This is a genomic window from Janthinobacterium sp. 1_2014MBL_MicDiv (genome assembly GCF_001865675.1).
Classification (GTDB): Bacteria; Pseudomonadota; Gammaproteobacteria; order Burkholderiales; family Burkholderiaceae_D; genus Janthinobacterium.
The window spans coordinates 1,652,260-1,677,408 of the sequence record NZ_CP011319.1; the positions used below are offsets into that span (position 1 = coordinate 1,652,260).

Sequence of the window (25,149 nt, forward strand, 5' to 3'; positions counted from 1 at the left end):
AAGCCAGGCAATAATTCATGGAGGCATGGAAGGAGAAAATGCTGCGGAAATAGCCGAAATAGCCGAAATAGCCGAAATAGAGGAAATAGCGGAAATAGCCGAAATAGCAGAAATAGAGGAAACATCCGCAGAAACATCCGCAGAAACAACTGTAAAAACAACTGCCAAAACAGCTGCCAAAACAGCTGCCTGGCGACCGCATGATGGCGCCAGGCAGCGCGACCATGCCGCTGGCGCTGCTGGGCGGCGCTATGGATCGTGCCGGAGGCGCGATGGTTGATGTTCATATTGTTGATTTATGGGCAAATATCTTCTGTCCGGAGACGTATTTTTCGAAACAAAGAAAGCCCCGATACTGCAAGCCTTGCATTTGCATACCCTTTGCATGCACTTATATCGGAGTCTTTCATGCCCATTGCCTTGCTCGCGCTGACCCTCAGCGCATTTGCCATCGGAACCACCGAGTTTGTCATCGTCGGGCTCTTGCCCACCATCGCCGCGGACCTGGGCGTCAACTTGCCATCGGCCGGCTTGCTGGTCAGCCTGTACGCGCTGGGCGTCGCCGTGGGCGCGCCCGTCCTGACTGCCCTGACGGGCAAGATCCCCCGCAAGACCCTGCTGCTGTCGCTGATGGTCTTGTTTGCCCTGGGAAATTTGCTGGCCTGGAAGTCGCCCGGCTATGAAACCCTGGTGGTGGCCCGCATCCTGACGGGGCTGGCGCACGGCGTGTTCTTCTCGATCGGCTCGACCATCGCCACTTCGCTGGTGCCGAAAGACAAGGCGGCCAGCGCCATCGCCATCATGTTTACGGGCTTGACCGTGGCCCTGGTGACGGGCGTGCCGCTCGGTACCTTCATCGGCCAGCATTTCGGCTGGCGCGAAACTTTCCTGGCCGTCTCGGCCCTGGGCCTGGTCGCCTTCGTCGGCAGCCTGCTGTATGTGCCATCCAATATCGCGCATAGCAAACCGGCGTCCTTGCTGCAGCAAGTGCAGGTGCTGGGCCAGCCCCGTCTGTTGCTGGTGTATGCGATGACGGCCGTTGGCTATGGAGGCTCCTTCATCGCCTTTACCTACCTGGCCCCCATCCTGCAGCAAGTGTCGGGCTTTGGCGCCGGCGCCGTGGGCGTGGTGATGCTCGTGTATGGCGTGTCCGTCGCCTTCGGCAATATCTGGGGTGGCAAGCTGGCCGACAAGCGGGGACCCGTCAGCGCTCTGAAACTGATCTTCCTGTTGCTGGCCGCCGTCTTGCTGCTGCTGACCTTCACGGCGCCGCACCCGGTTCTCGTGGTCATGACCGTGCTGTTGTGGGGCGCCGTGGCCTTCGGTAACGTGGCCGGCTTGCAAGTGTATGTCGTGCAGCAGGCCGAACACTTCACGCCGCGCGCCGTCGACGTGGCTTCCGGCTTGAACATCGCTGCCTTCAACCTGGGCATCGCCGGCGGCGCCTGGGGCGGCGGCCTGATCGTCGAACACCTGGGCCTCGTGCATACGGGCTGGATAGGCGCACTGGTCGTGCTCGGCGCATTTGGCTTGACGGCCCTCAGTGGCCGCCTGGACCGTATCAATCCCATTCCCGTGCGCACCGGCGGCGAGAAATCGATCCATGCGGTAGGGCATTAACGATACGCGGGCCGGCCAGCGGACTGGCCCGCCGCGGCTGTTTCAGCAGCCGGTCGGCTTCACTCTTTCCACCTCCAGGCCGAACCATGGACGCAGGCGCGTGCCGACGACGTTGCCCAGGAAGGCGCAAACCAGCCACAGCCAGCCGTGCAGGCTGCCCGAGACGATGCCGCTGAAATATGCGCCGATATTGCAGCCATACGCGAGGCGCGCGCCATAGCCGAGCAACAGGCCGCCGACCACGGCCGCGATAATCGAGCGCAGCGGGATGCGCCACACGGGCGCATAGCGGCCCGCCAGCGCCGCCGCCAGCATGGCGCCAAGCACGATGCCGATGTCCATCACCGAAGTCTTGTCTTGCGTCAGCGGCGCAGCCAGCGCGGCGGCGTTGGCCTTGGTGGACCAGTAGGCCCAGCTGGCCGTATCGATGCCGACCAGCGAAGCGGCCTTGGCGCCCCACAGCGCGAAGGCGGACGTCACGCCCCACGGCTTGCCCGACAGCGCCAGGGTGGCGAAGTTCAGCACGACGAGCGCGACGGCCCCCGCCACCAGCGGCCACGGGCCGTGCAGCCACGGCGAGGCATGGGCCGGGCGCAGGGGCGTGGCGATCAGGCGGCCGTGGCGGCGTTTTTCAACGAACACCGTGATGGCGGCGATCAGCGCAAAGACTATCCAGTTCAGCGCCAGCGCGGGCGCCAGGCCCAGGGTCGTGACGACGGAGATGGGCTTGAGCTGCGGCAACGATGTCCAGAACGGCATGTGGGCGGTGCCGATCACCGAGCCGATGATGAAGGCGACCAGGGTGATGAGCATGCGCGTGCTGCCGCCGCCGACCGTGTACAGGGTACCGGACGCGCAGCCGCCGCCCAGTTGCATGCCGATGCCGAAGATAAAGGCGCCCACGATGACGGACGTGCCGGCCGGCGAGACGAGGCCCGCGACGGGCGTGCCGAACAAGGTGCCGGCCGACAGCGCGGGAAAGAACAGCGCCACGCCGACGGCCAGCATCAGCATTTGCGCCCGCAGGCCGTCGCCGCGGCCATCGGCAATGAAGACGCGCCAGGCAGACGTGAAGCCGAACGCCGCGTGGTACAAGGTGACGCCGAGCAAGGCTCCCACCACGTACAGCGCGGACTGCGTGACGCCCACCGTCTGCGCCAGATACCACGCGCCGAGCAGGATGAGCAACAGCGCAATGCCCAGCGGTTTCGGATTGATATCGGCGCGCAGGCGCAGGGTGGACGTGGCTGTATCGGACATGGGAGTGGGCGCACAGGGCGCAAGAGGGAGGGAAGCGCTATTCTCGCCCGTTTTATTGTTTTCTGCCAGCAAGTTACCTGCCGCCAGACGTTGCCATCCCTATTCTTTCTACTGGGAAAGATGCTAAAATTATAATTTAAGTGGAGCCGTCATGAAAAAGATGCATTTGCAGTTGCTGGGATTGATATTCGGTGTATCACTGAGCGGCGCGGCCTGCGCCGGTTATGCCATTGCCAAAATCAGTTCCATTCTGGTGTTCGAGGACGCGGACCTGGTATATGTGTATCCCGTGGGCGGCGTGGTGGACGCACCCGCCTGCCATGGTTCGAACGGTAACTATTTTTCCTTCTCCTTCAAGCGGCCGCGTGCCAAGGAATACTATGCAGGCTTGCTCATGGCATTTGCCTCGGGTAAGCCGGTGATGTTGCGCGGCAGCGGCACATGCAAGGATCAGCCGGTCGCGGAAACACTGCAGTTCTTCGAGATCCGCGACAACTAGGCGGCACGCGGGGGAGCGGCGGCAACCGGATCAGGACGCTGCCTGCGGCATGGCGGCGCGCCTTGCTGTATATTCTTGCCCCTGTCCAACCTTGCCGCCAGCGCGTCGCCCATGTCTCCCGCCATCCTGTTCTCCGTCGTCCTCGCGTATTTCCTGATCCTGCTGGGCGTGGCGTGGCGCACTTCGCGCCATGCGACCAACGACAGTTTTTTTATCGGCAACAAGGACAGCAACTGGATGCTGGTGGCCTTCGGCATGGTGGGCACCACGCTGACCGGCGTCACCTTCATCAGCGTGCCCGGCGCCGTGGGGCGCGACGGCTTCGGCTATATCCAGCTGATGATCGGCTATGTGCTGGGCTACCTGGCCATCACGTTTATTTTGCTGCCGCTGTACTACCGGCTGCAGCTGACGTCGATCTACCGCTACCTGGAACTGCGCCTGGGGCGGCGCTCCTACCAGAGCGGCGCGGCGTTTTTCATCCTCTCGCGCCTGCTGGGCGCCACGGCGCGGCTGTATTTGGTGGTCAACATCCTGCAGGCGACCATCCTCGACAGCTTCGGCGTGCCGTTCTGGCTGACGGCGTGCGTCGTGCTGCTGCTGATCCTGCTGTACACGTATGAAGGCGGCGTGAAAACCATCGTCTGGACCGATACCCTGCAAACGGCGTGCATGCTGGCCGGCCTCGTCATCTGCAGCGTGTTCCTGCTGCGCGAGATGGACTTGTCCCTCATCGACAGCCTCGAGCGCATGCGTGCGCAGGGACTCACGCGCATCTTCACCGTCGACCCGGACAGTCCCGCCTATGTGTGGAAGCACATTCTCGCCGGCATGTTCATCACGGTTGCCATGACGGGCATGGACCAGGAAATGATGCAAAAGAACATTTCCGTGCGGACCTTGCGCGATTCGCAAAAGAACATGCTCAGCCTGACCGTCGTGCTGACCGGCGTGCTGCTGCTGTTCCTCTTCCTCGGCGGCTTGCTGCACCTGTATGCGCCGCTGGCGGGCGTGACGGCCACGGGCGACAAGCTGTTCCCTGCCGTGGTGCTTGGACACTTTCCTGCCGTGGTGCAGCTGATCTTCTTCATTGCCCTCATTTCCGCGCTGTTTCCCAGCGTCGATGGGGCGCTGACGGCCCTCACGTCGACCTTCTGCATCGATATCCTCGGCGTGCAGCGGCGTGCCGAGCTGAGCCCGGCGGCGCAGATGCGCTGGCGCCGCCGCGTGCACTTGGGTTTTTCCGCGCTGTTTCTGATCCTGATCATGGCCTTCAAGTGGATGGACAGTCCCAGCATGATAGGCGTGATCCTCAAGCTGGCCAGCTACACCTATGGCCCTCTGCTGGGCCTGTTTGCCTTCGGCTTGCTGAGCCGGCGCGGCGTGCGCGACCGCTGGGTGCCGCTGGTGGCCGTGGCCGGTCCGCTGCTGTGTGCGCTGATCGAGCAAGAGCAGGCGCTGCTGTTTGCGCACTACCGTATCGGCCTGGAATTGCTGATCCTGAATGGCGCCCTCGTGCTGGGCGGCCTGTTCCTCATTTCCACGCCGGCGGGGCAGGGCGCCGAGGGCGCCGCACCCTTGTCAAAATAAGACGATTCCGGGCATTTTCAGTTATATTGGTTTCCTTTAGGTAAATAACCTCACGGAGCATCAATGTCACTCAACCCGTTCCCGCCGCTGCGCCGCGGTTTTGGCGCATTCTGGCGCGCGCTGGACGCCACGCGCCGCGCGGTCTTCAATCTGATTTTCCTGCTGATCGTCATCGCCATCCTGATCGCCATCTTCGGCGGCGGCGTCAAGCCCCTGCCCGAGAAAACCACGCTGGTGCTCGACCTGCAAGGCCCGCTGGTGGAAGAGACGCCGGGCGGCGTGCGCGAAGCGGTGCTGGCCAATGTCAGCGGCGAAGTCAAGAAAAGCGTGCAGCTGCGCGACGTGCTGGCCGTGCTCGACACGGCGGCCAAGGATGGCAATATCGGCTCCATGGTCATCCTGCTCGATGAATTGCAGGGCGGCGGCCTGGCTTCGCTGCGCGAAGTGGCGGCCGGCGTCGAGCGTTTCCGCGCCAGCGGCAAGAAAGTGACGGCCTGGGGTTCCAGCTATAACCAGCGCCAGTACCTGGTGGCGGCCAAGGCCGATGAAGTGTTCGTGCACCCGATGGGCGGCGTCATGCTCGAAGGCTTCGGCCGCTACCGCAATTACTACCGCGATGCGCTCGACAAGGTGGGCGTGACGGTCAACCTGCTGAAAGTGGGCACGTATAAAAGCGCGGCCGAACCCTTCATCGCCAACGGCCCGTCCGAAGCGGCGGCCGAAGCGGATCGCTACCTGAACAATGGCTTGTGGACCACCTACACGACGGACGTGGAAAAGGCGCGCAAGCTGCCGGCCGGCGCCATCATGCAGGCGATCGACGGGCTGCCTGCCTTGCTGACGGCCGCCGACGGCGACCTGGCCAAGGTCTCGCTGAACGCCAGGCTGGTCGACGGCCTGAAAACGCGCGATGAGCTGCGCCAGTTCATGATGGCGCGCGGCGCGAAAAACACGGAAGGCACGAACTTCCGCCAGATCGCCTACACCGACTACCTGGCGCGCCTGCGCCCCGTGCATATCGGCGATGCCGTCGGCGTCGTCATCGCTTCCGGCGAAATCGGCGACGGCATCGCGCCGCCGGGCTCCATCGGCGGCCTGTCCACCTCGCGCTTGATCCGCCAGGCGCGCGAAGACAAGTCTATCAAGGCCGTCGTGCTGCGCGTCGATTCGCCGGGCGGCAGCGCCTTCGGCTCGGAACTGATACGCCGCGAACTGGAACTGACGCGCGCCGCCGGCAAGCCGGTGGTCGTCTCGATGGGCAACGTGGCCGCTTCGGGCGGCTACTGGATCAGCACCTCGTCCGATGAAGTGATCGCCGACGCGGCCACCATCACCGGTTCCATCGGCGTGTTCGCGATCTTGCCGACGGCTGACAAGGTGGTGGAAAAGCTGGGCATCCATACGGCCGGCTCGCCCACCACGTGGCTGGCCGACGCCGGCAACCCGTTGCGTCCGCTCGATCCGCGCTTTGCGCAAGTGATACAGGGCTCGATCAACCACGTGTATGGCGACTTCCTGAACCTGGCCGCCAAGGCGCGCAAGACGACGCCGGAAAAGATCAATGAAGTGGCGCAGGGCCGCGTCTGGACGGGCTTGCAGGCGAAAGAGCGCAACCTGGTCGACCGCATCGGCAGCTATGGCGATGCGCTGGCATCGGCCGCCAAGCGCGCCAATCTGGGCGCCGACTACCGCGTGACTTACCTGGAGCAGGAAACGTCGAACGTGGATCGCCTGATCGGCATGTTCGGCTCCAAGGCCATGGCGTCGCTGGGACTGGGCGAGCACGTGAAACTGGGCCTGGCCACGAGCGGCTTGCCGGCCGACGCGGCGCTGGGCATGGCGCAGGACCTGAGCTGGCTGTCGGGCATCACGCGCGAGCGCAAGCCGTTCATGGCCCTGACGCACTGCCTGTGCGAAGTGCCACTCGGCAGTAAATAACACCTGACCAAATCGACTGCGCTCGATGATTTGCGGCCTGCGATGCTCACTGTGCTCAAGCACAGCTCCGCTTCTCGGTCACAACTCATCTTCGCTCGCTACGATTTTGTCAGGCGTTACACGGCAATATAGATGACATACCCAAGCCGGCTTCGCCCGGCTTGTTTCATATCAGGAGCAAAGCATGGCAAGCGAGATGAGTGGACAAATTGAGCCGGCAATTACCATCCGGCCCTGCGCGAAGGGCGATGAGCAGGCGCTGGCGCTGGTCGGGCAATCGACCTTCCTCGAGGCCTTCGCCGGCATTCTCGATGGCGCCGACGTCATCGCCCACTGCGCGCGCCAGCACGACGCGCAGCTGTACCGCGACTGGCTGGCGCTGCCGGCCATGCGGCTGTGGCTGGCCGAAGCCATGCCGGGCGGCGCGCCCGTCGGCTACCTGGTCCTCAGTCCGGCCAGCCTGCCGGTGGCCGATCCGCATCCGCGCGACCTGGAAATCAAGCGCATCTACCTGCTGCACCGTTTCCAGGGCCAGCGCGTGGGCCAGCGCCTGATGCAGGCGGCACTGGAACAGGCGCGCGCCGGCGGGGCGGGGCGGGTGCTGCTGGGGGTGTACGCGGAAAACCACGATGCGCTGGCATTCTATGTGCGCTGCGGCTTTGCGCAGGTGGGACGGCGCACCTTCCGCGTGGGCCGCACCGACTATCAGGACGTCATCCTCGGCATGACGCTGTAGGGCGCCGCTGTCAATCCAGGTACAGCGGTGCGGGCGCCCGCGGCCGCTTGAAGCGCCGCCTGGCCCCCGGTCAAGCGGATCGGCGGGAGATTTGTAGCGAGTTTGTATCTGCATGCCAGTCGCGCGCGGCGCGCCGGCACCGTGGCGCCCACCCCCGCAAGCCTGATTTTTCCATCGTTCCCCATAGAGGGCAGGCAGGCCGCCGGCACGCGTGGCCTGGCCGCGTGCGTGCCGTCGTGTGGAATTGTTTCAAGTGGAAATGAAACAGATACATGACTATGCTAGAGTCGTTTCACGATGGGGAGCGATGTTTTTTCAGCTGATTTTCAGCTCTTGACTCCCTGTGGCTTTGTAACGATACCAACCCCGAAAAACGGTCGTCCGGCCTGAGTGTGTCCCACCTCGGCCGGCGCCACAGACTCGCCGTGCCAGCGGCCTATACAAGGATAAGCGATGGATTCGCAGACAGCACCCAATACCCCGCGGCGCAGCCGCCGTTCGAAAATCGTCGGCAGCGTCATCGCGCTGGCAGTGATGGCCGCGCTGGGCGGCGGTGCCTGGTATCTGACCCATACGGGCGTCAGCGCGCAGCCAGGCGCCGGCGGCCCTGGCGGGCCAGGCGGACCCGGTGGGCGCCGCGGCGCGCCATCGACCACGGTCGGCGTGGCCACGGCCGTGAAGTCGGACCTGCCCGTGGTGCTCGATGCGCTGGGCACGGTGACGGCGGCATCGACCGTGACGGTGCGCCCGCAGGTGTCGGGCATCCTGAAGGAGCTGAAATTCAAGGAAGGCGGCATGGTCAAGGCGGGCCAGGTGGTGGCGCAGATCGACCCGGCGCAGTTCGAAATGGCGCTGATGCAGGCCACGGGCCAGCGCCAGCGCGACGAGGCGCAGCTGGAAAACGCGCGCCTGACCCTGAAGCGCTATCAAACCCTGCTGGGCCAGGATTCCATCGCGCGCCAGGACGTCGATACGCAGGCGGCCCTGGTCAAGCAGCTGGAAGGCACCGTCATGACGGACCGCGCGGCCGAAGGCACGGCCCGGCTGAACCTCGGCTACACCAAGGTGGTGTCGCCGATCAGCGGCCGCGCCGGCCTGAAAGTGGTCGATATCGGCAACCTGGTGAGCACCAGCGACACGGGCGGCGTGGTGGTGGTGACGCAGCTCTCGCCCATCGACGTGGAATTCTCCGTGCCGCAGGATAAGGTGCAGACCATCCAGGAACGCCTGAATGGCGGCTCCGCCCTGGCCGCGCTGGCGCTGGACCGCACGCGCACGCATACGCTGGACCAGGGCAGCCTGACGGCGCTCGACAACCAGGTCGACGTGCAGACGGGCACCGTGCGCGCCAAGGCCCGCTACACCAACGAGAAGATGGCGCTGTTCCCCAGCCAGTTCGTCAACGTGCGCCTGGAGCTGGGCAATATCACGGGCGCCGTGCTGGTGCCCGTCACGGCTCTGCGCCACAGCAACAACGGCGACTTCGTGTATGTGCTGAAAGCCGACAAGACGGTCACCGTGCGCATGGTCACGCGCGGCCAGGCCACCACCGACATGGTGGAAATCCGCGCCGGCCTGGAGGCGGGCGAACAGGTCATCACGGAAGGCGCCGACCGCCTGAAGGAAGGCGCGAAAGTCATGCTGGCCGGCGACAAGCCAGCCGCCGGCGGCGCGGGCGCCGGCGGTGCAAACGGCGAACGCCGCCACCGCCGCCAGCACGCTGACGGCGCGGCCAGCGCACAGGCTGCCGTGCCAGCCACGGCGCCAGCGAAGGGCGCCGCGCAATGAGTCCATCGACGCCCTTCATCCAGCGCCCCGTCGCCACGGCGCTGCTGATGCTGGCCATCGTGCTGGCGGGGCTGGTCGGCTTCAAGTTCCTGCCGCTGGCCGCCTTGCCGCAGGTGGACTTCCCCACCATCCAGGTGCAGACCCTGTATCCGGGCGCCAGCCCGGAAGTCATGGGGCAGACCGTGACGGCGCCGCTGGAGCGCCAGTTCGGCCAGATGTCGGGCTTGCAGCGCATGAGTTCCACCAGCGCGGCCGGCGTTTCCATCATCACCCTGCAATTCACGCTGGGCCAGACCCTGGACGTCGCCGAGCAGGAAGTGCAGGCCGCCATCAACGCGGGCGGTTCCTTGCTGCCCACCGACTTGCCGGCGCCGCCCGTGTACGCGAAGATCAATCCGGCCGACGCGCCCGTGCTGACCTTGGCCATCACGTCGGACACGATGCCGCTGACGCAGGTGCAGAACATCGTCAACACGCGCCTGGCGCTGAAGATCAGCCAGGTCAACGGCGTGGGCCTGGTGTCGCTGTCCGGCGGCCAGCGTCCCGCCGTGCGCATCCAGGGCGACACCAAATTGCTGGCCTCGTATGGCCTCGGTCTCGACAGCCTGCGCACGGCCATCGCGGCGGCCAACGTCAACAGCGCGAAGGGCAGTTTCGACGGCCCCACGCGCTCGTTCACCATCAACGCCAACGACCAGCTGGTGACGGCGGAAGACTACAAGCGCCTGATCATCACCTATAAAAACGGCGCGCCGGTGCGCCTGTCCGACGTCGCCAACGTCGTCGACAGCGCGGAAAACACGCGCCTGGGCGCCTGGTCGGGCAAGCAGCCGGCCATCATCCTGAACGTGCAGCGCCAGCCCGGCGCCAACGTCATCAAGACGGTCGACGCCATCAAGGCCCTGCTGCCGGACCTGCAGGCCAGCCTGCCGGCGGCCATGAAGCTCGACGTGCTGAGCGACCGCACGACGGGTATCCGCGCCTCGGTCGAACACGTGGAAATGGAGCTGCTGCTGTCCGTGCTGCTGGTGGTGCTGGTGATCTTCGCCTTCCTGCACAGCCTGCGCGCCACGGTGATCGCCAGCCTGTCCGTGCCGATTTCGCTGATCGGCGCCTGCGGCGTCATGTATCTGCTCGGCTACAGCCTGAACAACCTGTCGCTGATGGCGCTGACGATCGCCACCGGCTTCGTCGTCGACGACGCCATCGTCATGATCGAAAACATCGCCCGCTACATCGAGGAGGGCGAAACGCCGATGGCTGCCGCCCTGAAGGGCGCCTCGCAGATCGGCTTTACCATCATCTCGCTGACGGTGTCGCTGATCGCCGTGCTCATTCCGCTGCTGTTCATGGGCGATGTCGTGGGCCGGCTGTTCCGCGAATTTGCCATGACCCTGGCCATCACCATCCTCATTTCCGCCGTGGTGTCCCTGACCCTGGTGCCGATGATGTCGGCGCGCTGGCTGAAAAGCCACGCCGATGAAAAGGTCAGCGCCACGGGGCAGCGCATCCAGGCTTTCCTCGACCGTGTCATCCATCAGTATGACCATGCGCTGGTGTGGGTGCTGAAGCGCCAGGGCCTGACCCTGCTCGTGGCCCTGGCCACCTTGCTGCTGACGGTGATCCTGTACGTCACGATTCCGAAAGGCCTGTTTCCCACGCAGGACACGGGGCAGTTGCAGGCGCGCCTGGAAACCTCGCAAGCCGTCTCGTACGAGCGCATGGCCGTGCTGCAGCAGGCGGCCGCCAGCGCGCTGCTGGAAGACCCCGATGTCGACACCCTGAGCTCCCTCGTCGGCGTCGATGCGGCCAACAATACCATGCTGCACACGGGTAGCATGCTGATCAATCTCAAGCGCTCGCGCAGCGACAGCCAGGAAGACATCATGGAACGCCTGCGCGGCCGCGTGGCCAGGGTGGCCGGCGTGACCCTGTACCTGCAGCCGACGCAGGACCTGACCATCGATGCGGAATCGGGTCCGACGCAGTACCGCGTCTCGCTCGAAGGCGCCGACACGGCCACCGTCACCGAGTGGGCCGGCAAGCTGGCGGCCCGCATGCGCGAAAAATCGCAGCTGCGCAACGTCGTCACGGACGCGGGCGCCACGGGCGCCGCCGTCAGCGTGGCCATCGACCGCGACAGCGCCGCGCGCATGTCGATCACCACGGCCACCGTCGACGACGCGCTGTACAACGCCTTCGGCCAGCGCATCATTTCGACGATTTTCACGGAAACCAACCAGTACCGCGTCATCCTCGAAGCGCAGCCCGGCATCGTCACCACGCCGTCCGACCTGTCGGACCTGCAGGTGCGCACGGGCTCCGGCAAGTCGACGCCGCTGTCCGCCTTTGCCAGCGTCAGCGAAAAACAGGCGCCGCTGCAGATCACGCACGTGGCGCAATACCCGGCCACCACGCTGGGCTTCGACACCACGCACGGCGTGGCGCTGGGCAGCGCCGTCGACGCCATCCGCCAGGCGGCGAAGGATATCGCCTTGCCGCCGTCGGTGACGCTGACCTTCCTCGGCGCGGCCGGCGCGTATGAAAATTCGCTGTCGAACCAGCTGTGGCTCATTCTGGCCGCCGTCGTCTGCGTCTACATCGTGCTCGGCGTGCTGTATGAAAGCTACATCCACCCGCTGACGATCCTGTCGACCCTGCCGTCGGCCGGCGTGGGCGCCTTGCTGGCGCTGATGCTGTCGGGGCAGGACCTGGGCGTGATCGGCATCATCGGCATCATCCTCCTGATCGGCATCGTCAAGAAGAACGCGATCATGATGATCGACTTCGCCATCGAGGCCGAACGCGACGAGGGCAAGAGCCCGCAGGAAGCCATCCACCAGGCGGCCCTGCTGCGCTTCCGTCCGATTCTGATGACGACGCTGGCGGCGCTGTTCGCGGCCGTGCCGCTGATGCTGGGCTGGGGCGAGGGCGCCGAGTTGCGCCGTCCGCTGGGCCTGGCCATCTTCGGCGGGCTGATCGTCAGCCAGGTGCTGACCCTGTTTACCACGCCCGTCATCTACCTGGCCTTTGACCGCCTGGGCCAGCGCTTCGCGCCGAAGACGCGCGGCGTGAACCTGGACAAGCCGGGTGCGGGGAGCGCCGCGTGAACCTGTCCGAACCGTTCGTCAAGCGCCCCATCGCCACCGTGCTGCTGACCATCGGCATCGCGCTGGCGGGCGTCGGCGCCTTCTTCGTGCTGCCCGTCTCGCCGCTGCCGCAAGTCGATTATCCGACCATCTCCGTCAGCGCCAGCCTGCCCGGCGCCAGTCCGGCCACCATGGCCACCTCGGTGGCCACGCCGCTGGAGCGGCGCCTGGGCGTCATCTCCGGCGTGAACGAGATGACGTCGTCCTCGGGCACGGGTTCGACGCGCATCAATTTGCAGTTTGACCTGAACCGCAAGATCGATTCGGCCGCGCGCGAAGTGCAGGCGGCCATTTCCGCCTCGCGCGTGGACTTGCCGGCCACCCTGCGCAGCAACCCCACCTACCGCAAGGCCAATCCGTCCGACGCGCCCGTGATCATCCTGGCGCTGACGTCGAAGACGCGCACGCCGGGCCAGATCTACGACGCCGTCTCGAACCTGGTGCAGCAGAAAGTGGCGCAAGTGAAGGGCGTGGGCGACGTGGAACTGGGCGGCGGCTCGCTGCCGGCCGTGCGCGTGGAACTGCTGCCTTACCAGCTCAATCACTATGCCGTGTCGATGGAAGACGTGCGCGCGGCCATCCAGGCCAGCAACGCCAACCGGCCGAAGGGGGCGATCTCCGGCGATGAGCGCAGCCTGCAGATTTACTCGGGCGCCAACACGGCTTCGGGCGGGCGCAGCGCGGCCGACTACCGCAGCCTGGTGGTGGCCTGGCGCGACGGCGCCGCCATCCGCCTCGACGACGTGGCCGAAGTGGTCGACGGCGTGGAAAACACGAATACCCTGGGCCTGTTCAACGGCGACCCCGCTGTCATCGTGCTGATCACGCGCCAGCCCGGCGCGAACGTCATCGCCACCGTCGACGGCGTGCGCGCGCTGCTGCCGCAACTGCAGGCGCAGCTGCCCGGCGACATCAAGCTGCAGGTGGCGTCCGACAGCACCAATTCCATCCGCTCCTCGCTGCACGAGATCGAATTCACGCTGATCCTGTCCATCGTGCTGGTCGTGCTGGTGGTCAGCGCCTTCCTGCGCAGCGTGCGCGCCACCATCATCCCCGCCGTCGCCACCATCGTCTCGCTGCTGGGCACCTTCGGCGTGATGTACATGCTGGGCTTCAGCCTGAATAACCTTTCCCTGATGGCGCTCACGGTGGCCACCGGCTTTGTCGTCGATGATGCCATCGTGGTGCTGGAAAACACGCAGCGCCACATCGAGGCCGGCATGGACCGCTTCAAGGCGGCCCTGCTGGGCGCGCGCGAGGTGGGCTTCACGGTGCTGTCGATCAGCCTGTCGCTGGTGGCCGTCTTCATCCCGCTGCTGTTCATGGGCGGGCAGGTGGGACGGCTGTTCCGCGAATTTGCCGTGACCCTGTCGGCCGCCGTCATGATTTCGCTGGTGATCTCGCTCACCACGACGCCGATGATGTGCGCCTGGCTGCTGAAAAGCGGCCAGCAGCACAAGCCGCCCGGCGCCGTGGCGCGCTGGTTCGAGCGCGGCTTCGAGCGCATGCTGAACGTCTATGAGCACTGCCTGGACTGGGCCCTGTCCAGCGCCGCGCTGGTGATGACCATCCTCGTGTTCGTCGTCGGCCTGAACGTGTACCTGTTCGCGGCCGCGCCGAAAGGCTTCTTCCCGCAGCAGGACACGGGCCAGATCAATGGCGGCATGCGCGCCGACCAGAGCATCTCGTTCCAGGCCATGCAGGGCAAGCTGCGCCAGCTGGTCAACATCATCAAGGACGATCCCGCCGTCGCCACCGTCGTGGGCTTCACGGGCGGCGGACGGGCGGGCGGCGGCTTCATGTTCATCGATTTGAAACCGGCGTCGCAGCGCACGGACAAGGGCCAGGCCGTGATCGCCCGTCTGCGCCCGCAGCTGGCCAAGGTGACGGGCATTTCGCTGTTCCTCAACCCCGTGCAGGATCTGCGCATGGGCGGGCGCTCGAGCAATTCCACCTACCAGTACACCCTGATCAGCGACAACCAGGCGGACCTGAAGAAGTGGGCGGCGAAGCTGGCCGACCAGATGAAGCTGCAGCCGGCCCTGATCGACGTCGACACGGACCAGGCGGAAAACGGCGTGGAAACCTTCGTCACCATCGACAAGGACCGCGCCACGCAGCTGGGCGTGCAGGTCAGGGATATCGACAATGCGCTGTACAACAGCTTCGGCCAGCGCCAGGTGGCGACCATCTACGATGAGCTGAACCAGTACCATGTGATCATGGAAGTGGCGCCGCGCTATGCGCAAAGCCCGGAAGCGCTGCGTTCCGTCTACGTGCCGGCCTCGAATGCGGCCGCCGCTGCCGCCAGTACTACCGCTACGGCCACGGCCACCGCCACCGCCACCGCGACGGCAAGCGCGGCGACGTCCAACACGACGGCGGCGCGCGACCCGTCCAGCGGCTCGGCCCTGTCCACCACGCTGGCGCACATGGTGCCGCTGTCGTCGTTCAGCAGCTTCGCGGAAAGCTCGACGGCGACGTCGATCAACCACCAGGGCGGCGAACTGGCGACCACCGTGTCGTTCAACCTGGCCGACGGCTATCCGCTCAGCGACGGCCAGGCGGCCGTGGCCCAGGCGGAGTCGGAAATCGGCATGCCGGTCAACGTGCGCGGCAGCTTCCAGGGTTCGGCGAAGAGCGCGCAGGACAGCAACAAGGAGCAGCCGCTCTTGATCCTGGCGGCCATCGTGGTGATCTACATCGTGCTGGGCATCCTGTACGAAAGCCTGATCCACCCCGTCACCGTGTTGTCGACCCTGCCCTCGGCGGGCGTGGGCGCCGTGCTGGCGCTGCTGCTGTTCCGCATGGAGTTTTCCATCATAGCCCTGATCGGCGTGTTCCTATTGATCGGTATCGTGAAGAAAAATGCTATATTGATCATCGACTTCGCGCTGGAGGCCGAGCGTTCGCGCGGCCTGACAGCGGTGGAAGCGGTGCGCGAGGCATGTTTGCTGCGTTTCCGCCCCATCCTGATGACCACCCTGGCGGCGGCGCTTGGCGCCTTGCCGCTGGCGATCGGTTTCGGCGAGGGGTCAGAGCTACGCCAGCCCTTGGGGGTCGCCATCATCGGCGGCCTGATTGCCAGCCAGTTACTCACATTGCTGACCACCCCGGTGGTCTACATCCTGCTCGACAAGCTGCGCACGCGCAGCGCCGACGAGCAGCAATTGAGCCGCATTCCTGGGCCAGATAACCCGAGCACACAATCATGAAGCAAGTAAAACCTATCCAGTCCGCCGTTCCCGCACGCCTGCGCCGGCATGTCCTGTCGCTGGCCACCGCGGCCGCCTTCGTCCTGCTGGCCGGCTGCGCCGTCAGCCCCGCGTATGACGTGCCGACGGCCGCCGCGCCGCAGGCGTTCAAGGAGGCGGCCGGCTGGCAACCCGCCGTGCCGGCCGATACCCTCGAGCGCGGTCCATGGTGGACCCTGTTCGGCGACGCGCAACTGAACCGGCTGGCCGACAGCATCGAAGTGTCGAACCAGAACGTGGCGGAAGCCATCGCCGCGTACGAGCAGGCGCGCGCGCTGGTGCGCGAACAGCGCGCGTCGCTCTTCCCGACCGTGAATCTGACGGGCAGCGGCGCCCGCTCGGGCGGCGGCGGCGAGCAGCAGACGAACAACAACTTCAAGGCCGCCATCGGCGCGTCGTGGGAACCGGACGTGTGGGGCAAGCTGCGCGCCGGCGTGACGGGGGCGGACGCCAGCGCCGCCGCCAGCGCGGCGGACCTGGCCGCGGCGCGCCTGTCGGCGCAGGGCGAGCTGGCCACCAATTATTTTTCGCTGCGCCAGAGCGATGCGCAGATCGCGCTGCTCAATGCCACCATCGACGGCTACAAGCGCGTGCTCGACATCACCAGCAACCGCTTCAATTCCGGCATCGCCGCCAAGTCCGACCTGCTGCAGGCGCAGACGCAGCTGGCCAATGCGCAGATCGACCTGTCGAGCCAGACGCGTCAGCGCGCCCAGCTCGAACACGCGATCGCCATCCTCTTGGGCCGTGCCCCATCGGACTTCAGCCTGGCCGTGGCGCCGTGGACCCTGACCGTGCCCGACGTGCCGCTGGGCGTGCCGTCGACCCTGCTGCAGCGCCGTCCCGACATCGCCGCCGCCGAGCGCCGCGTGGCCGTGGCCAATGAGCAGATCGGCATCGCCCGTTCCGCCTACTATCCGAGCCTGAACCTGACGGGTTCCTACGGCTCGGGCGCCAGCAAGGTGGGCGACCTGTTCAATGCATCGAGCAGCCTGTGGTCGCTGGGCGTGTCGGCCGCGCAGACGCTGTTCAACGCGGGCGCCACGACGGCCAGCGTGGACGCGGCCAGGGCCGGCCACGAGGCGGCCGTGGCGCGCTACCGCCAGACGGTGCTGGCCGCCTTTGGCGCCGTGGAAGACCAGTTGTCGGCCACGCGCGCGCTGGCCGAGCAGCTGGCCTTGCGCCAGCAGGCGTCGGCGGCCGCCGACCAGGTGGAACAGCAGATGCTGAACCGCTACAACGCGGGCCAGGTCGGCTATACGGACGTGGTGACGGCGCAGGTGACGGCCCTGTCGGCGCGCCGTTCCCTGGTGCAGGCACAGGCGGATCGCCAGACGACGGCCGTGGCCCTGATCCAGTCGCTCGGCGGCGGCTGGCATACGCCGCAGGCGCAGTAAACGGCGAGGGCGCGCAGGGTGCAAGCCCAGCGCCAATTTCGGGGATTTCGGCGCGGCTTGAGTGCTAGAATGCAAGATTATCAATTGCCAGCCCCGCAGTCTTGCCGTGGCTGTTTTCTTGCAGACGATGACACGCAGCAAACACAGCACATTGTCCGTCCCCGAGGTGGCCGCCATCGTCTTTCCCGTGGTGGCCATCGGCGCTTCCGCCGGCGGACTCGACCCGATAGTCGCTTTCCTGGCCAATGTGCCGCAGGAAAGCGGCATCGCCTATGTGGTGGTCCAGCACCTCGATCCCACGCAGAAGGCCATGCTGCCGGAACTGCTGCAGCGCGCCACCAGCATACCCGTCGCGGAAATCACGCACCAGGCGGAATTGCGCCCCAACCATATCTATGTGATTCCCTCGAATGCCGACCTGAGCCTGTCCAGGGGGCGTTTCGTGCTCAGCGAGCCGGTGCAGCTGCGCGGGCACCGCTTGCCGATCAACACTTTTTTCGAAAGCCTGGCAAGCGAACTGGGGGAATTGGCCGTGGGCGTGATTTTTTCCGGCATGGGCAGCGACGGCACGCGGGGCCTGCAAGCCATCAAGCACGCGGGCGGCCTGACCCTGGCGCAGTACCCGGACACGGCCAAGTTCGACATGATGCCGCAAAGCGCGATTGCCGCCGAAGTGGTGGACTTGATCGATCTGCCCGAGAAGATGCCGGAAAAGATCATCAACTACCTGTTCCGCAGCAGTTTCCTCAGTTCGCCCGGCCACGAACCGAGCGGGCGCAATTCGCTGCAGGACATCGTCGGCTTGCTGACCGAACATACGGGTAACAGTTTCACGGATTACAAGATCAATACGGTGCTGCGCCGCATCGAGCGCCGCATGAGCTTGTATCAGATGACGTCGATGGACGAATATGCGCCGTACTTGCGCGCCAACCCTACGGAAATCGATTTGCTGTTCAAGGAATTGCTGATCGGCGTGACGAGCTTTTTCCGCGACCAGAAAGTGTGGGAATACCTGAAGATGGTGGCCTTGCCGCAGATGCTGGCAGCCCACCCGGACGGACGCGCCTTCAAGGCCTGGATACCGGCCTGTTCCACGGGAGAGGAAGCGTATTCGCTGGCGATGGTGTTCCACGAAGTGGTGGCCGACATCAATCCGCCGTCGAAGTACAGCCTGCAGATCTTTGCCACCGACCTGTCGGCCGACGCCATCGACCGCGCGCGCCAGGGACGTTTTCCGCAAACCATCCGCAGCGACGTGTCCGCCGAGCGCATCGAGCGTTTCTTTGTGCTGGAGAAGAACGATTACTTTGTGAAGAAAGAGATCCGCAACATGATCATCTTTGCCCAGCAAAACATCATTTCGGACCCGCCGTTTACCAAGCTCGACATCCTGTGCTGCCGCAATCTGTTGATTTATCTCAATGCCAAGCTGCAGCAACGCTTGATTCCGCTGTTTCACTACGCCTTGAACCGCGATGGTATCTTGTTGCTGGGTAGCGCCGATACGCCCGGTCATTTTTCCGACCTGTTTTCGCCGCTGACCACGTCGACCCGGCTGTACCGCCGCCTCGACAATCTGGCGCGCCAGCGCCTGCCCACCTATTTCCCCACCAAGGTTTCGGCGGCCTCGCCGCCGGCACCGAGCGACACGAGAGAAGTCAGCATGACTGGAAAGATCCAAGCCCATGTCGAGCAATTATTGCTCCAGAAATATTCACCGGCCGCCGCGCTGCTGAACCAGGAGGGGGACATCCTGTATATCAATGGCCGCACGGGCGCCTTCCTCGAGCCGGCGGCCGGCAAGGCCAACTGGAATATCCATGCGATGGCGCGCGAAGGCTTGCGCTACGAACTGGCCGACCTCATCAAGCAAGCCCTGCAAAGCGAAAGCATGGTGCGCCTGAAGGGCCTGGTGGTGAAGGACCATCTGGGGCAGTCGCTGGGCGTGGACCTGAGCGCCGAGGCGCTGAGCCAGCCCGAGTCGCTGCGCGGCATGGTCTTCGTCACGTTTTCCAGCGTGCCGCTGGTGGCCGAGGCGCGCCGCGGCCGCTCGCCCAATCCCAAGGTGCTGGAGCTGGAACAGCAGCTGGTGCAGGCGCGCAATGAAATCCAGGCCGTGCGCGACGAGATGCAGACCTCGCGCGAGGAGCTGAAGTCGGCCAACGAGGAATTGCAGTCGACCAACGAGGAATTGCAATCGACGAACGAGGAACTGACCACCTCGAAGGAAGAGATGCAGTCGCTCAACGAAGAGCTGTACACGGTCAATGCGGAACTGCAATCGAAGGTCGATGATTTGTCGCTGGTCAATAGCGACATGAAGAATCTGCTCAATAGTACCGATATCGCCACCATTTTCCTCGACAGCGCCTTGCGCATCCGCCGCTTTACGGCGCCGGCCACGCAAATCTATAAGCTGATCCAGACGGACTTGCGCCGGCCGCTCAGCGACATCGTCAACGACCTCGACTACCCTGGCCTGGAAGCGGATGCGCTGGAAGTCATCCGCAGCCTCGTGTTTTGCGAGCGCCAGGTGCAGACCAAGACGGGGCGCTGGTATAACGTGCGCATCATGCCGTACCGCACGATAGAAAATGTGATCGACGGCGTGGTGGTGACTTTCATCAACATCACGGAATCGAAACTGCTGGAAGCCCAGCTGCGCCAGATCCAGTCCGGCGGCGCGGCTGCAGGCAATGGCGGCGCGAGCGTGCCATGAGCGAGCCATTCGACGGCGGACTCACGCCGGCCAGGCTGAGGGAGCAGGCCGAACAACTGGCGGCGGAGTTGCGCCGGCAGGTGCCGCCGGTGCTGTCGAATGAAGAGGTGATGCGTCAGCTGCATGAGCTGCAGGTGAGCCAGATCGAGCTGGAGATGCAGAGCGCGGCGCTGGCCGAGCTGGAACAGCTGAAGAATGAATTTGAAAGCAGCCGCGACCGTTATGCGCAGCTGTATGAACAGGCGCCCGTCAGTTATTTTTCGCTGGCGCGCGAGGGCGTCATCACGCGCGCCAACGTGGCGGCCTGCGGCTTGTTGCAACGCGACAAGAACCAATTGCTGGGGCGGCGCTTCGAGCAGTTCGTCGCGCCGCATGCGCAGGGCGGCTTCCGGCGCTTCCTCGACACCGTCTTCACCAGCGGCGCGCGGCAAGTGCTCGAAGCGCAGCTGTTCGAAGGCGAAGCGGGCGGCACGGGCGGCATGGTGCGCATCGAAGCCAATTTCGACACCGCCAGCGCCACGGCGCGCATGCTGGTGACGGACCTGGGCGACGAGCATGCGCGCGAGTCGGCGCTGCGGCGCGCCTTCGTCATCCTCGACACCATCCGCGAAGGCGTGCTGGTGACGGACAGCGGCAACCGCATCATTTCCGTCAATCCCGCCTTCACGGCCATCACCGGCTACCAGGCGGAAGAGGCGATCGGGCGCGACCCATCCTTCCTCGGCGGCGGCACGCACCTGCCGCAGTTTTATGAAGCCATGTGGCGCAGCCTGCAGCAGGATGGCAGCTGGTATGGCGAACTGGTCAACCGGCGCAAGAACGGCGAGCGTTTCGTCGAGTCGCTGTCGATCACGCCGATGCGCACGCCGGACGGCGCCATCAGCCACTTTGTCGGCGTGTTTTCCGATATCACGGAACGCAAGCTGGCCGAGGCCGCCTTGCGCGAGCTGCACCGCGAACTGGACCAGCGCGTCATCGACCGCACGGCCGAGCTGCTGCGGGCCAACCAGCACCTGCAGCTGGAAGTGCAGCAGCGCGAGCGGGCGCAGGAAGCCTTGCGCGATGCGGAGCGTTTCTTCCACGCCACCATCGATTCGCTGACGGACCGCGTGCTGGTGCTGGACCAGGCGGGCAGCGTCGTGCATGCGAATCAGGCTTGCCTGGCCTTTGTCGGGCAGATGGAAAGGCCGCTGCATTACCTGGAATTTTGCGAGACGGATGCGCGCTGGCAGCGCAGCGCCGGACGCGAACTGGCTGCCGGCATCCGCTCCGTCATCACGGGCGGCACCGACGCGTATGCGCTGGAATACGAATTCGCCGCGCGCAGCGGGCCGCGCTGGTCGCAGGCCAGGGTCAGCCGTTTCCTCGGCGAAGGCCCGCTGCGCGTGGTGGTGGCGCACACGGATATCACCGAACGCAAGCTGATGGATGGCGCGCTGCGCCAGTCGCACGCCCAGCTGCGCCAGCTGGCGCTGCACCTGGAGACGGCCAAGGAAGACGAGCGCAAGCGCATCTCGCGCGATATCCACGATGAACTGGGACAAAACCTGCTGGCGCTGCGCATCGACATCTCCATGCTCAGCGCGCGCACGGAAGGCTCGCATCCGCGCCTGCACGGCCGCGTCGGCGCCGTACTCAGCAATGTCGACACGACCATCAAGAGCGTGCGCGGCATCATGAACGAATTGCGCCCGATGGCGCTGGACCTGGGCTTGCAGGCCGCCATCGAATGGCAGGTGGGCGACTTCCGCAAGCGCAGCGGCGTCGCTTGCCGCCTGCTGATCCGCGACGAAGCCCTGTTCGCCGCCATCGGCAGCCAGGTCGAGATCGTGCTGTTCCGCATCGTGCAGGAAGCGCTCAGCAATGTCATGCGCCATGCCCAGGCCAGCCAGGTCGAGATCGAGCTCAGTTCGGATGCCTGCGCCGTGTACGTGGCCATCAGCGACAACGGCATCGGCATCACGCCGCAGCAGCAGCGCAAGAAACAGTGCTTTGGCCTGATCGGCATTGCCGAGCGGGTGACGGCGCTGGGCGGGCACTTCGAGGTGGGCACGCCGGCCTCGGGCGACGGTTGCCGGCTGGCCCTGCAGATTCCCTTGCAAGGCGCGGGGCGGCCGGCCGTTTGATGCGGCAATCGATACAGTAATTGCAGCAGGATAATTTTTGCCGACTCATGCAGGCTGGACAGGCTATACTTTCGCCTGCTTTTTATGGAGGGGCATATCTTGTTCAAAACAATCGTTTTACCAGTCGCCTTGCTGGGCGCGTTCGCCGGCGCACACGCCGACGAAGGGCAGTGGCAACCACACCAACTGCCGCAGCTGAAATCCGAATTGAAAAGAGTGGGCATCGAGATTCCTGCCGAGAAACTGGCAGACTTGAGCAAGCACCCGATGAGCGCCATCGTTTCGCTCGGCGGCTGCTCGGCCGCGTTCGTCTCCGACGCGGGCCTGGTGGTGACGAACCACCATTGCGCCTACGGCGCCATCCAGCGCAATTCGACGCCCGAACACAACTACATCACCAACGGCTTCCTGGCCAAGACGCGCGCCGCAGAGCTGCCGGGCGGTCCGAACAGCCTCGTGTATGTGACGGACAAGGTGGAAAACGTCAGCGAGCGCGTCCTGAAAGGCTTGACGGCCGACATGACGGGCCGCGCGCGCCATGAAGCCGTGGAAAAGCGCATCAAGGACCTGATCGCCGAATGCGAGACGGACAAGATGTACCGTTGCTCCGTGCCCGCCTTCCACCGCGGCCTCGAGTACTACCGCATCCGCCAGATGATGATACGCGACGTGCGCCTCGTGTACGCGCCATCGGACAAGATCGGCAACTTCGGCGGCGACATCGACAACTACGAATGGCCGCGCCACACGGGCGACTACTCGTTCCTGCGCGCCTACGTGGGCAAGGATGGCCGTCCGGCCGACCCGTCGCCGGACAACGTGCCCTACAAATCGAAGGATTTCCTGGTGGTCTCGGCCGAAGGCTTGAAGGCCGGCGACGGCATCTTGCTGGCGGGCTACCCCGGCCGCACGAGCCGCTACAAGCTGCCGTCGGAAATCCGCTTCGCGCGCGATACCGCCTTCCCGCTGAAAGTGTCGGAACTGCAAGCCGACCTGGCCGTGATGGCCGACGCCACGAATGGCGACGCGGCGGCCGCCGTGCGCTACGCCAGCGTGGTGAAAAGCATCAACAACGTGCTGAAGAAAACCCAGGGCTTGCTCGACGGCTTCGCGCGCAAGGATATCGCCGCCATCAAGGATGGCCAGGATGCCGAGTTCCGCGCCTGGTACGCCAAGCAGCCGAATGTCTCGTCGACCCTGCTGGCCGAACTGGACGCGGCGATCGCCAGCGACATGGCCCTCAGCGAAGAAGAGTTCGCCTGGTCCGTGGCCACCAACAGCGACCTGCTGAAGAGCGCGCGCTCGCTGTACCGCTTGTCGCAGGAGCGCCAGAAGCCGGACGCCGAGCGCGAATCGGGCTTCCAGCAGCGCGACCTGGCGTTCATCAAGGCCCGCCTGGCGCGCCTGGAGCAGTCGTACGTCAACAAGGTCGACCAGGCGCGTTTTGAGGCGGGCCTGAAGCGCTACGCCCAGCTGGCGGCGAAGAGCCATCCGCAAGGCCTGGACGCGCTGCTGCCGGCGCCGGCGGCCGTGGCGGCCCTGTACCAGCAGACGCAACTGGCCGACACGGCCAAGCGCCTGGCCTGGCTGGACAAGGACCAGGCTGCGATTGCCCAGTCCGACGACGCCTTCATGCAACTGGCCATCAAGCTGCAGCCGGTGGAAATGGCGCTGGAAGAGCGCCGCAAGGAAATCGACGGCAACCTGGAGCGCGTGATTCCGCAATACATGCAAGCTGTGATTGCCTGGAAGAAATCGCAAGGCAAGCCGGTGTATCCTGACGCCAACTCGACCCTGCGCGTGACGTACGGCACCGTTTCGGCCTTCTCGCCGCGCGACGGCATCACCAAGGGGCCGTTCACGACCGTGGAAGGCATCGTCGAGAAAGTCACGGGCAAGGCCCCGTTCGAAGCGCCGCAAGCGCTGCTCGACGCCGTCAAGGCAAAACGCTATGGCCAGTTCCGCGACCCGGTGCTGGGCACCGTGCCCGTCAACTTCTTGACCAGCGCCGACACCACGGGCGGCAATTCCGGCTCGGCCGTGATGAACAAGCGTGGCGAACTGATCGGCCTGAACTTCGATTCGACGTATGAATCGATCACCAAGGACTGGTACTTCGACACGGCCATCACGCGCGCCATCCACCTCGACATCCGCTATCTGCTGTGGGTGATGAAGGAAGTGGACCACGCGGATAATCTGCTGCAGGAAATGACGGTCAAGTATCCGCAGGCGGCCAAGGCTGCGAAGAAGTAAGCTGTCACTTGCGCTAGCGCAAAGCCGCATCCGCCTGATCGGGGGATGCGGCTTTTTTTATGCGGGGCGCAGGGCGCGCAGGCGCCTTTATTTGCCGGGTGGCGGTCGCTGCACCGCACACCGCAGAGCCGCCTGTCGCCTTGAAGGGGCATCGTATAATTGCCCTCACTTTCCACCACCATTTTTCCGACAGGCCCCGCCATGCCCATGACTCCCGATTCGCCGCTTGACTGGCACACGTTTGAAACGGCATACGACGTTGAAGAGACGTGGTTCCAATTGGCCCGCGCGTCGCTGGCGGCGCTTGGCGCGTCCGCTTTCAAGGATCAGACATTTTCAGCATTTGCCTTCAACGCCGTATCGTTCCCATCCATTTCGCTGAGCCTGGATACCGATCCCGATAGCCGGAAGCGCGACTATTACCCTCCCGACTGGTCGAACGAATGCATGGAGGTCGATGTGCCGGAAATGGGACAACTCTGGACGGATGGCTGCGCAAGGATCGACGGCGCGCTGATCGAGCTGATCGACGCCGCCGATGACGAGCAGCTGGGCGCCATCGAGGAAGGCTATCTGCACAGCCTCAGGAAAACCATGGTGCGGCTGGAAACGAGCCAGGCCTTCGACCAGATCAAGACATGCGCGGGTTTCTGGACCGTGGTCACGCAAGTCGATGCCGATACCGATGCAGAGGAGCGGCTGCTCGAGCAGGTGCGGCTGGCGGCAGCGAACAGCGACGCATGACGGGGCGGTGCGGGCAGGGACACCTGCAAGGCGGCGCCGCCGGCAGCCCCTGAAAATGGCCTCCGCTGCA

15 protein-coding genes are annotated in these 25,149 nt (G+C 65.0%); 14 read left to right on the plus strand and 1 reads right to left on the minus strand.

Features of this window, described 5'->3' with window-relative positions; translation table 11 throughout:
- Window positions 1–25 precede the first annotated feature (25 nt).
- Both YQ44_RS28720 and YQ44_RS07385 read left to right on the plus strand, forming a co-directional pair.
- Window positions 26–280 (plus strand): hypothetical protein, encoded by a 255-nt coding sequence (locus YQ44_RS28720; RefSeq protein WP_156894721.1) that lies wholly within the window; start codon window positions 26–28, stop codon window positions 278–280.
- Between the two features lie 128 nt (window positions 281–408).
- Window positions 409–1,620 (plus strand): MFS transporter, encoded by a 1,212-nt coding sequence (locus YQ44_RS07385; protein WP_071322823.1) that lies wholly within the window; start codon window positions 409–411, stop codon window positions 1,618–1,620.
- Window positions 1,621–1,662: 42 nt separating this feature from the next.
- Here the strand turns inward: YQ44_RS07385 and YQ44_RS07390 are convergent, their stop codons facing one another.
- Entirely contained in the window at window positions 1,663–2,880 is a 1,218-nt protein-coding gene (locus tag YQ44_RS07390) for a YeeE/YedE family protein (RefSeq protein ID WP_071322824.1), read from the minus strand.
- Window positions 2,881–3,031: 151 nt separating this feature from the next.
- On the opposite strand from YQ44_RS07390, the gene YQ44_RS07395 reads away from it, so the two are divergent.
- The 12 genes from YQ44_RS07395 (at window position 3,032) to YQ44_RS07450 (ending at window position 25,079) form a co-directional block, all read left to right on the plus strand.
- On the plus strand, window positions 3,032–3,379 hold the full coding sequence (locus tag YQ44_RS07395; protein WP_083411687.1) for a hypothetical protein: 348 nt from the start codon (window positions 3,032–3,034) through the stop codon (window positions 3,377–3,379).
- 111 nt (window positions 3,380–3,490) lie between these two features.
- The gene (locus tag YQ44_RS07400) at window positions 3,491–4,969 is read left to right on the plus strand and encodes a sodium:solute symporter (RefSeq protein WP_071326320.1); all 1,479 of its coding nucleotides are present in this window, start codon (window positions 3,491–3,493) and stop codon (window positions 4,967–4,969) included.
- Window positions 4,970–5,032: 63 nt separating this feature from the next.
- The gene (gene sppA, locus YQ44_RS07405; RefSeq protein ID WP_071322825.1) at window positions 5,033–6,907 is read left to right on the plus strand and encodes a signal peptide peptidase SppA; all 1,875 of its coding nucleotides are present in this window, start codon (window positions 5,033–5,035) and stop codon (window positions 6,905–6,907) included.
- 196 nt (window positions 6,908–7,103) lie between these two features.
- The gene (locus YQ44_RS07410; RefSeq protein ID WP_071322826.1) at window positions 7,104–7,643 is read left to right on the plus strand and encodes a GNAT family N-acetyltransferase; all 540 of its coding nucleotides are present in this window, start codon (window positions 7,104–7,106) and stop codon (window positions 7,641–7,643) included.
- Window positions 7,644–8,096: 453 nt separating this feature from the next.
- Window positions 8,097–9,431 (plus strand): efflux RND transporter periplasmic adaptor subunit, encoded by a 1,335-nt coding sequence (locus YQ44_RS07415; protein WP_071322827.1) that lies wholly within the window; start codon window positions 8,097–8,099, stop codon window positions 9,429–9,431.
- Window positions 9,428–12,541, plus strand: a complete 3,114-nt coding sequence (locus YQ44_RS07420) for an efflux RND transporter permease subunit (RefSeq protein ID WP_071322828.1) — start codon at window positions 9,428–9,430, stop codon at window positions 12,539–12,541. Before YQ44_RS07415 ends, YQ44_RS07420 begins: the two co-directional genes overlap by 4 nt.
- The gene (locus YQ44_RS07425) at window positions 12,538–15,795 is read left to right on the plus strand and encodes an efflux RND transporter permease subunit (protein WP_071322829.1); all 3,258 of its coding nucleotides are present in this window, start codon (window positions 12,538–12,540) and stop codon (window positions 15,793–15,795) included. Before YQ44_RS07420 ends, YQ44_RS07425 begins: the two co-directional genes overlap by 4 nt.
- Window positions 15,792–17,231, plus strand: a complete 1,440-nt coding sequence (locus tag YQ44_RS07430; protein ID WP_071322830.1) for an efflux transporter outer membrane subunit — start codon at window positions 15,792–15,794, stop codon at window positions 17,229–17,231. The genes YQ44_RS07425 and YQ44_RS07430 overlap by 4 nt, the downstream gene beginning before the upstream one ends.
- Before the next feature lie 127 nt (window positions 17,232–17,358).
- Window positions 17,359–19,953, plus strand: coding sequence for a chemotaxis protein CheB (locus YQ44_RS07435; RefSeq protein ID WP_071322831.1), 2,595 nt, complete (start codon window positions 17,359–17,361; stop codon window positions 19,951–19,953).
- Window positions 19,950–22,079, plus strand: a complete 2,130-nt coding sequence (locus YQ44_RS07440; RefSeq protein ID WP_232251108.1) for a PAS domain-containing sensor histidine kinase — start codon at window positions 19,950–19,952, stop codon at window positions 22,077–22,079. The genes YQ44_RS07435 and YQ44_RS07440 overlap by 4 nt, the downstream gene beginning before the upstream one ends.
- Window positions 22,080–22,178: 99 nt before the next feature.
- A complete protein-coding gene (locus YQ44_RS07445; protein ID WP_442905897.1) occupies window positions 22,179–24,335 on the plus strand; it encodes a S46 family peptidase in 2,157 nt (718 codons plus the stop codon).
- Between the two features lie 201 nt (window positions 24,336–24,536).
- Complete coding sequence (locus tag YQ44_RS07450) at window positions 24,537–25,079, plus strand: DUF4303 domain-containing protein (RefSeq protein ID WP_156894722.1); 543 nt, start codon at window positions 24,537–24,539, stop codon at window positions 25,077–25,079.
- Window positions 25,080–25,149: the final 70 nt, after the last annotated feature.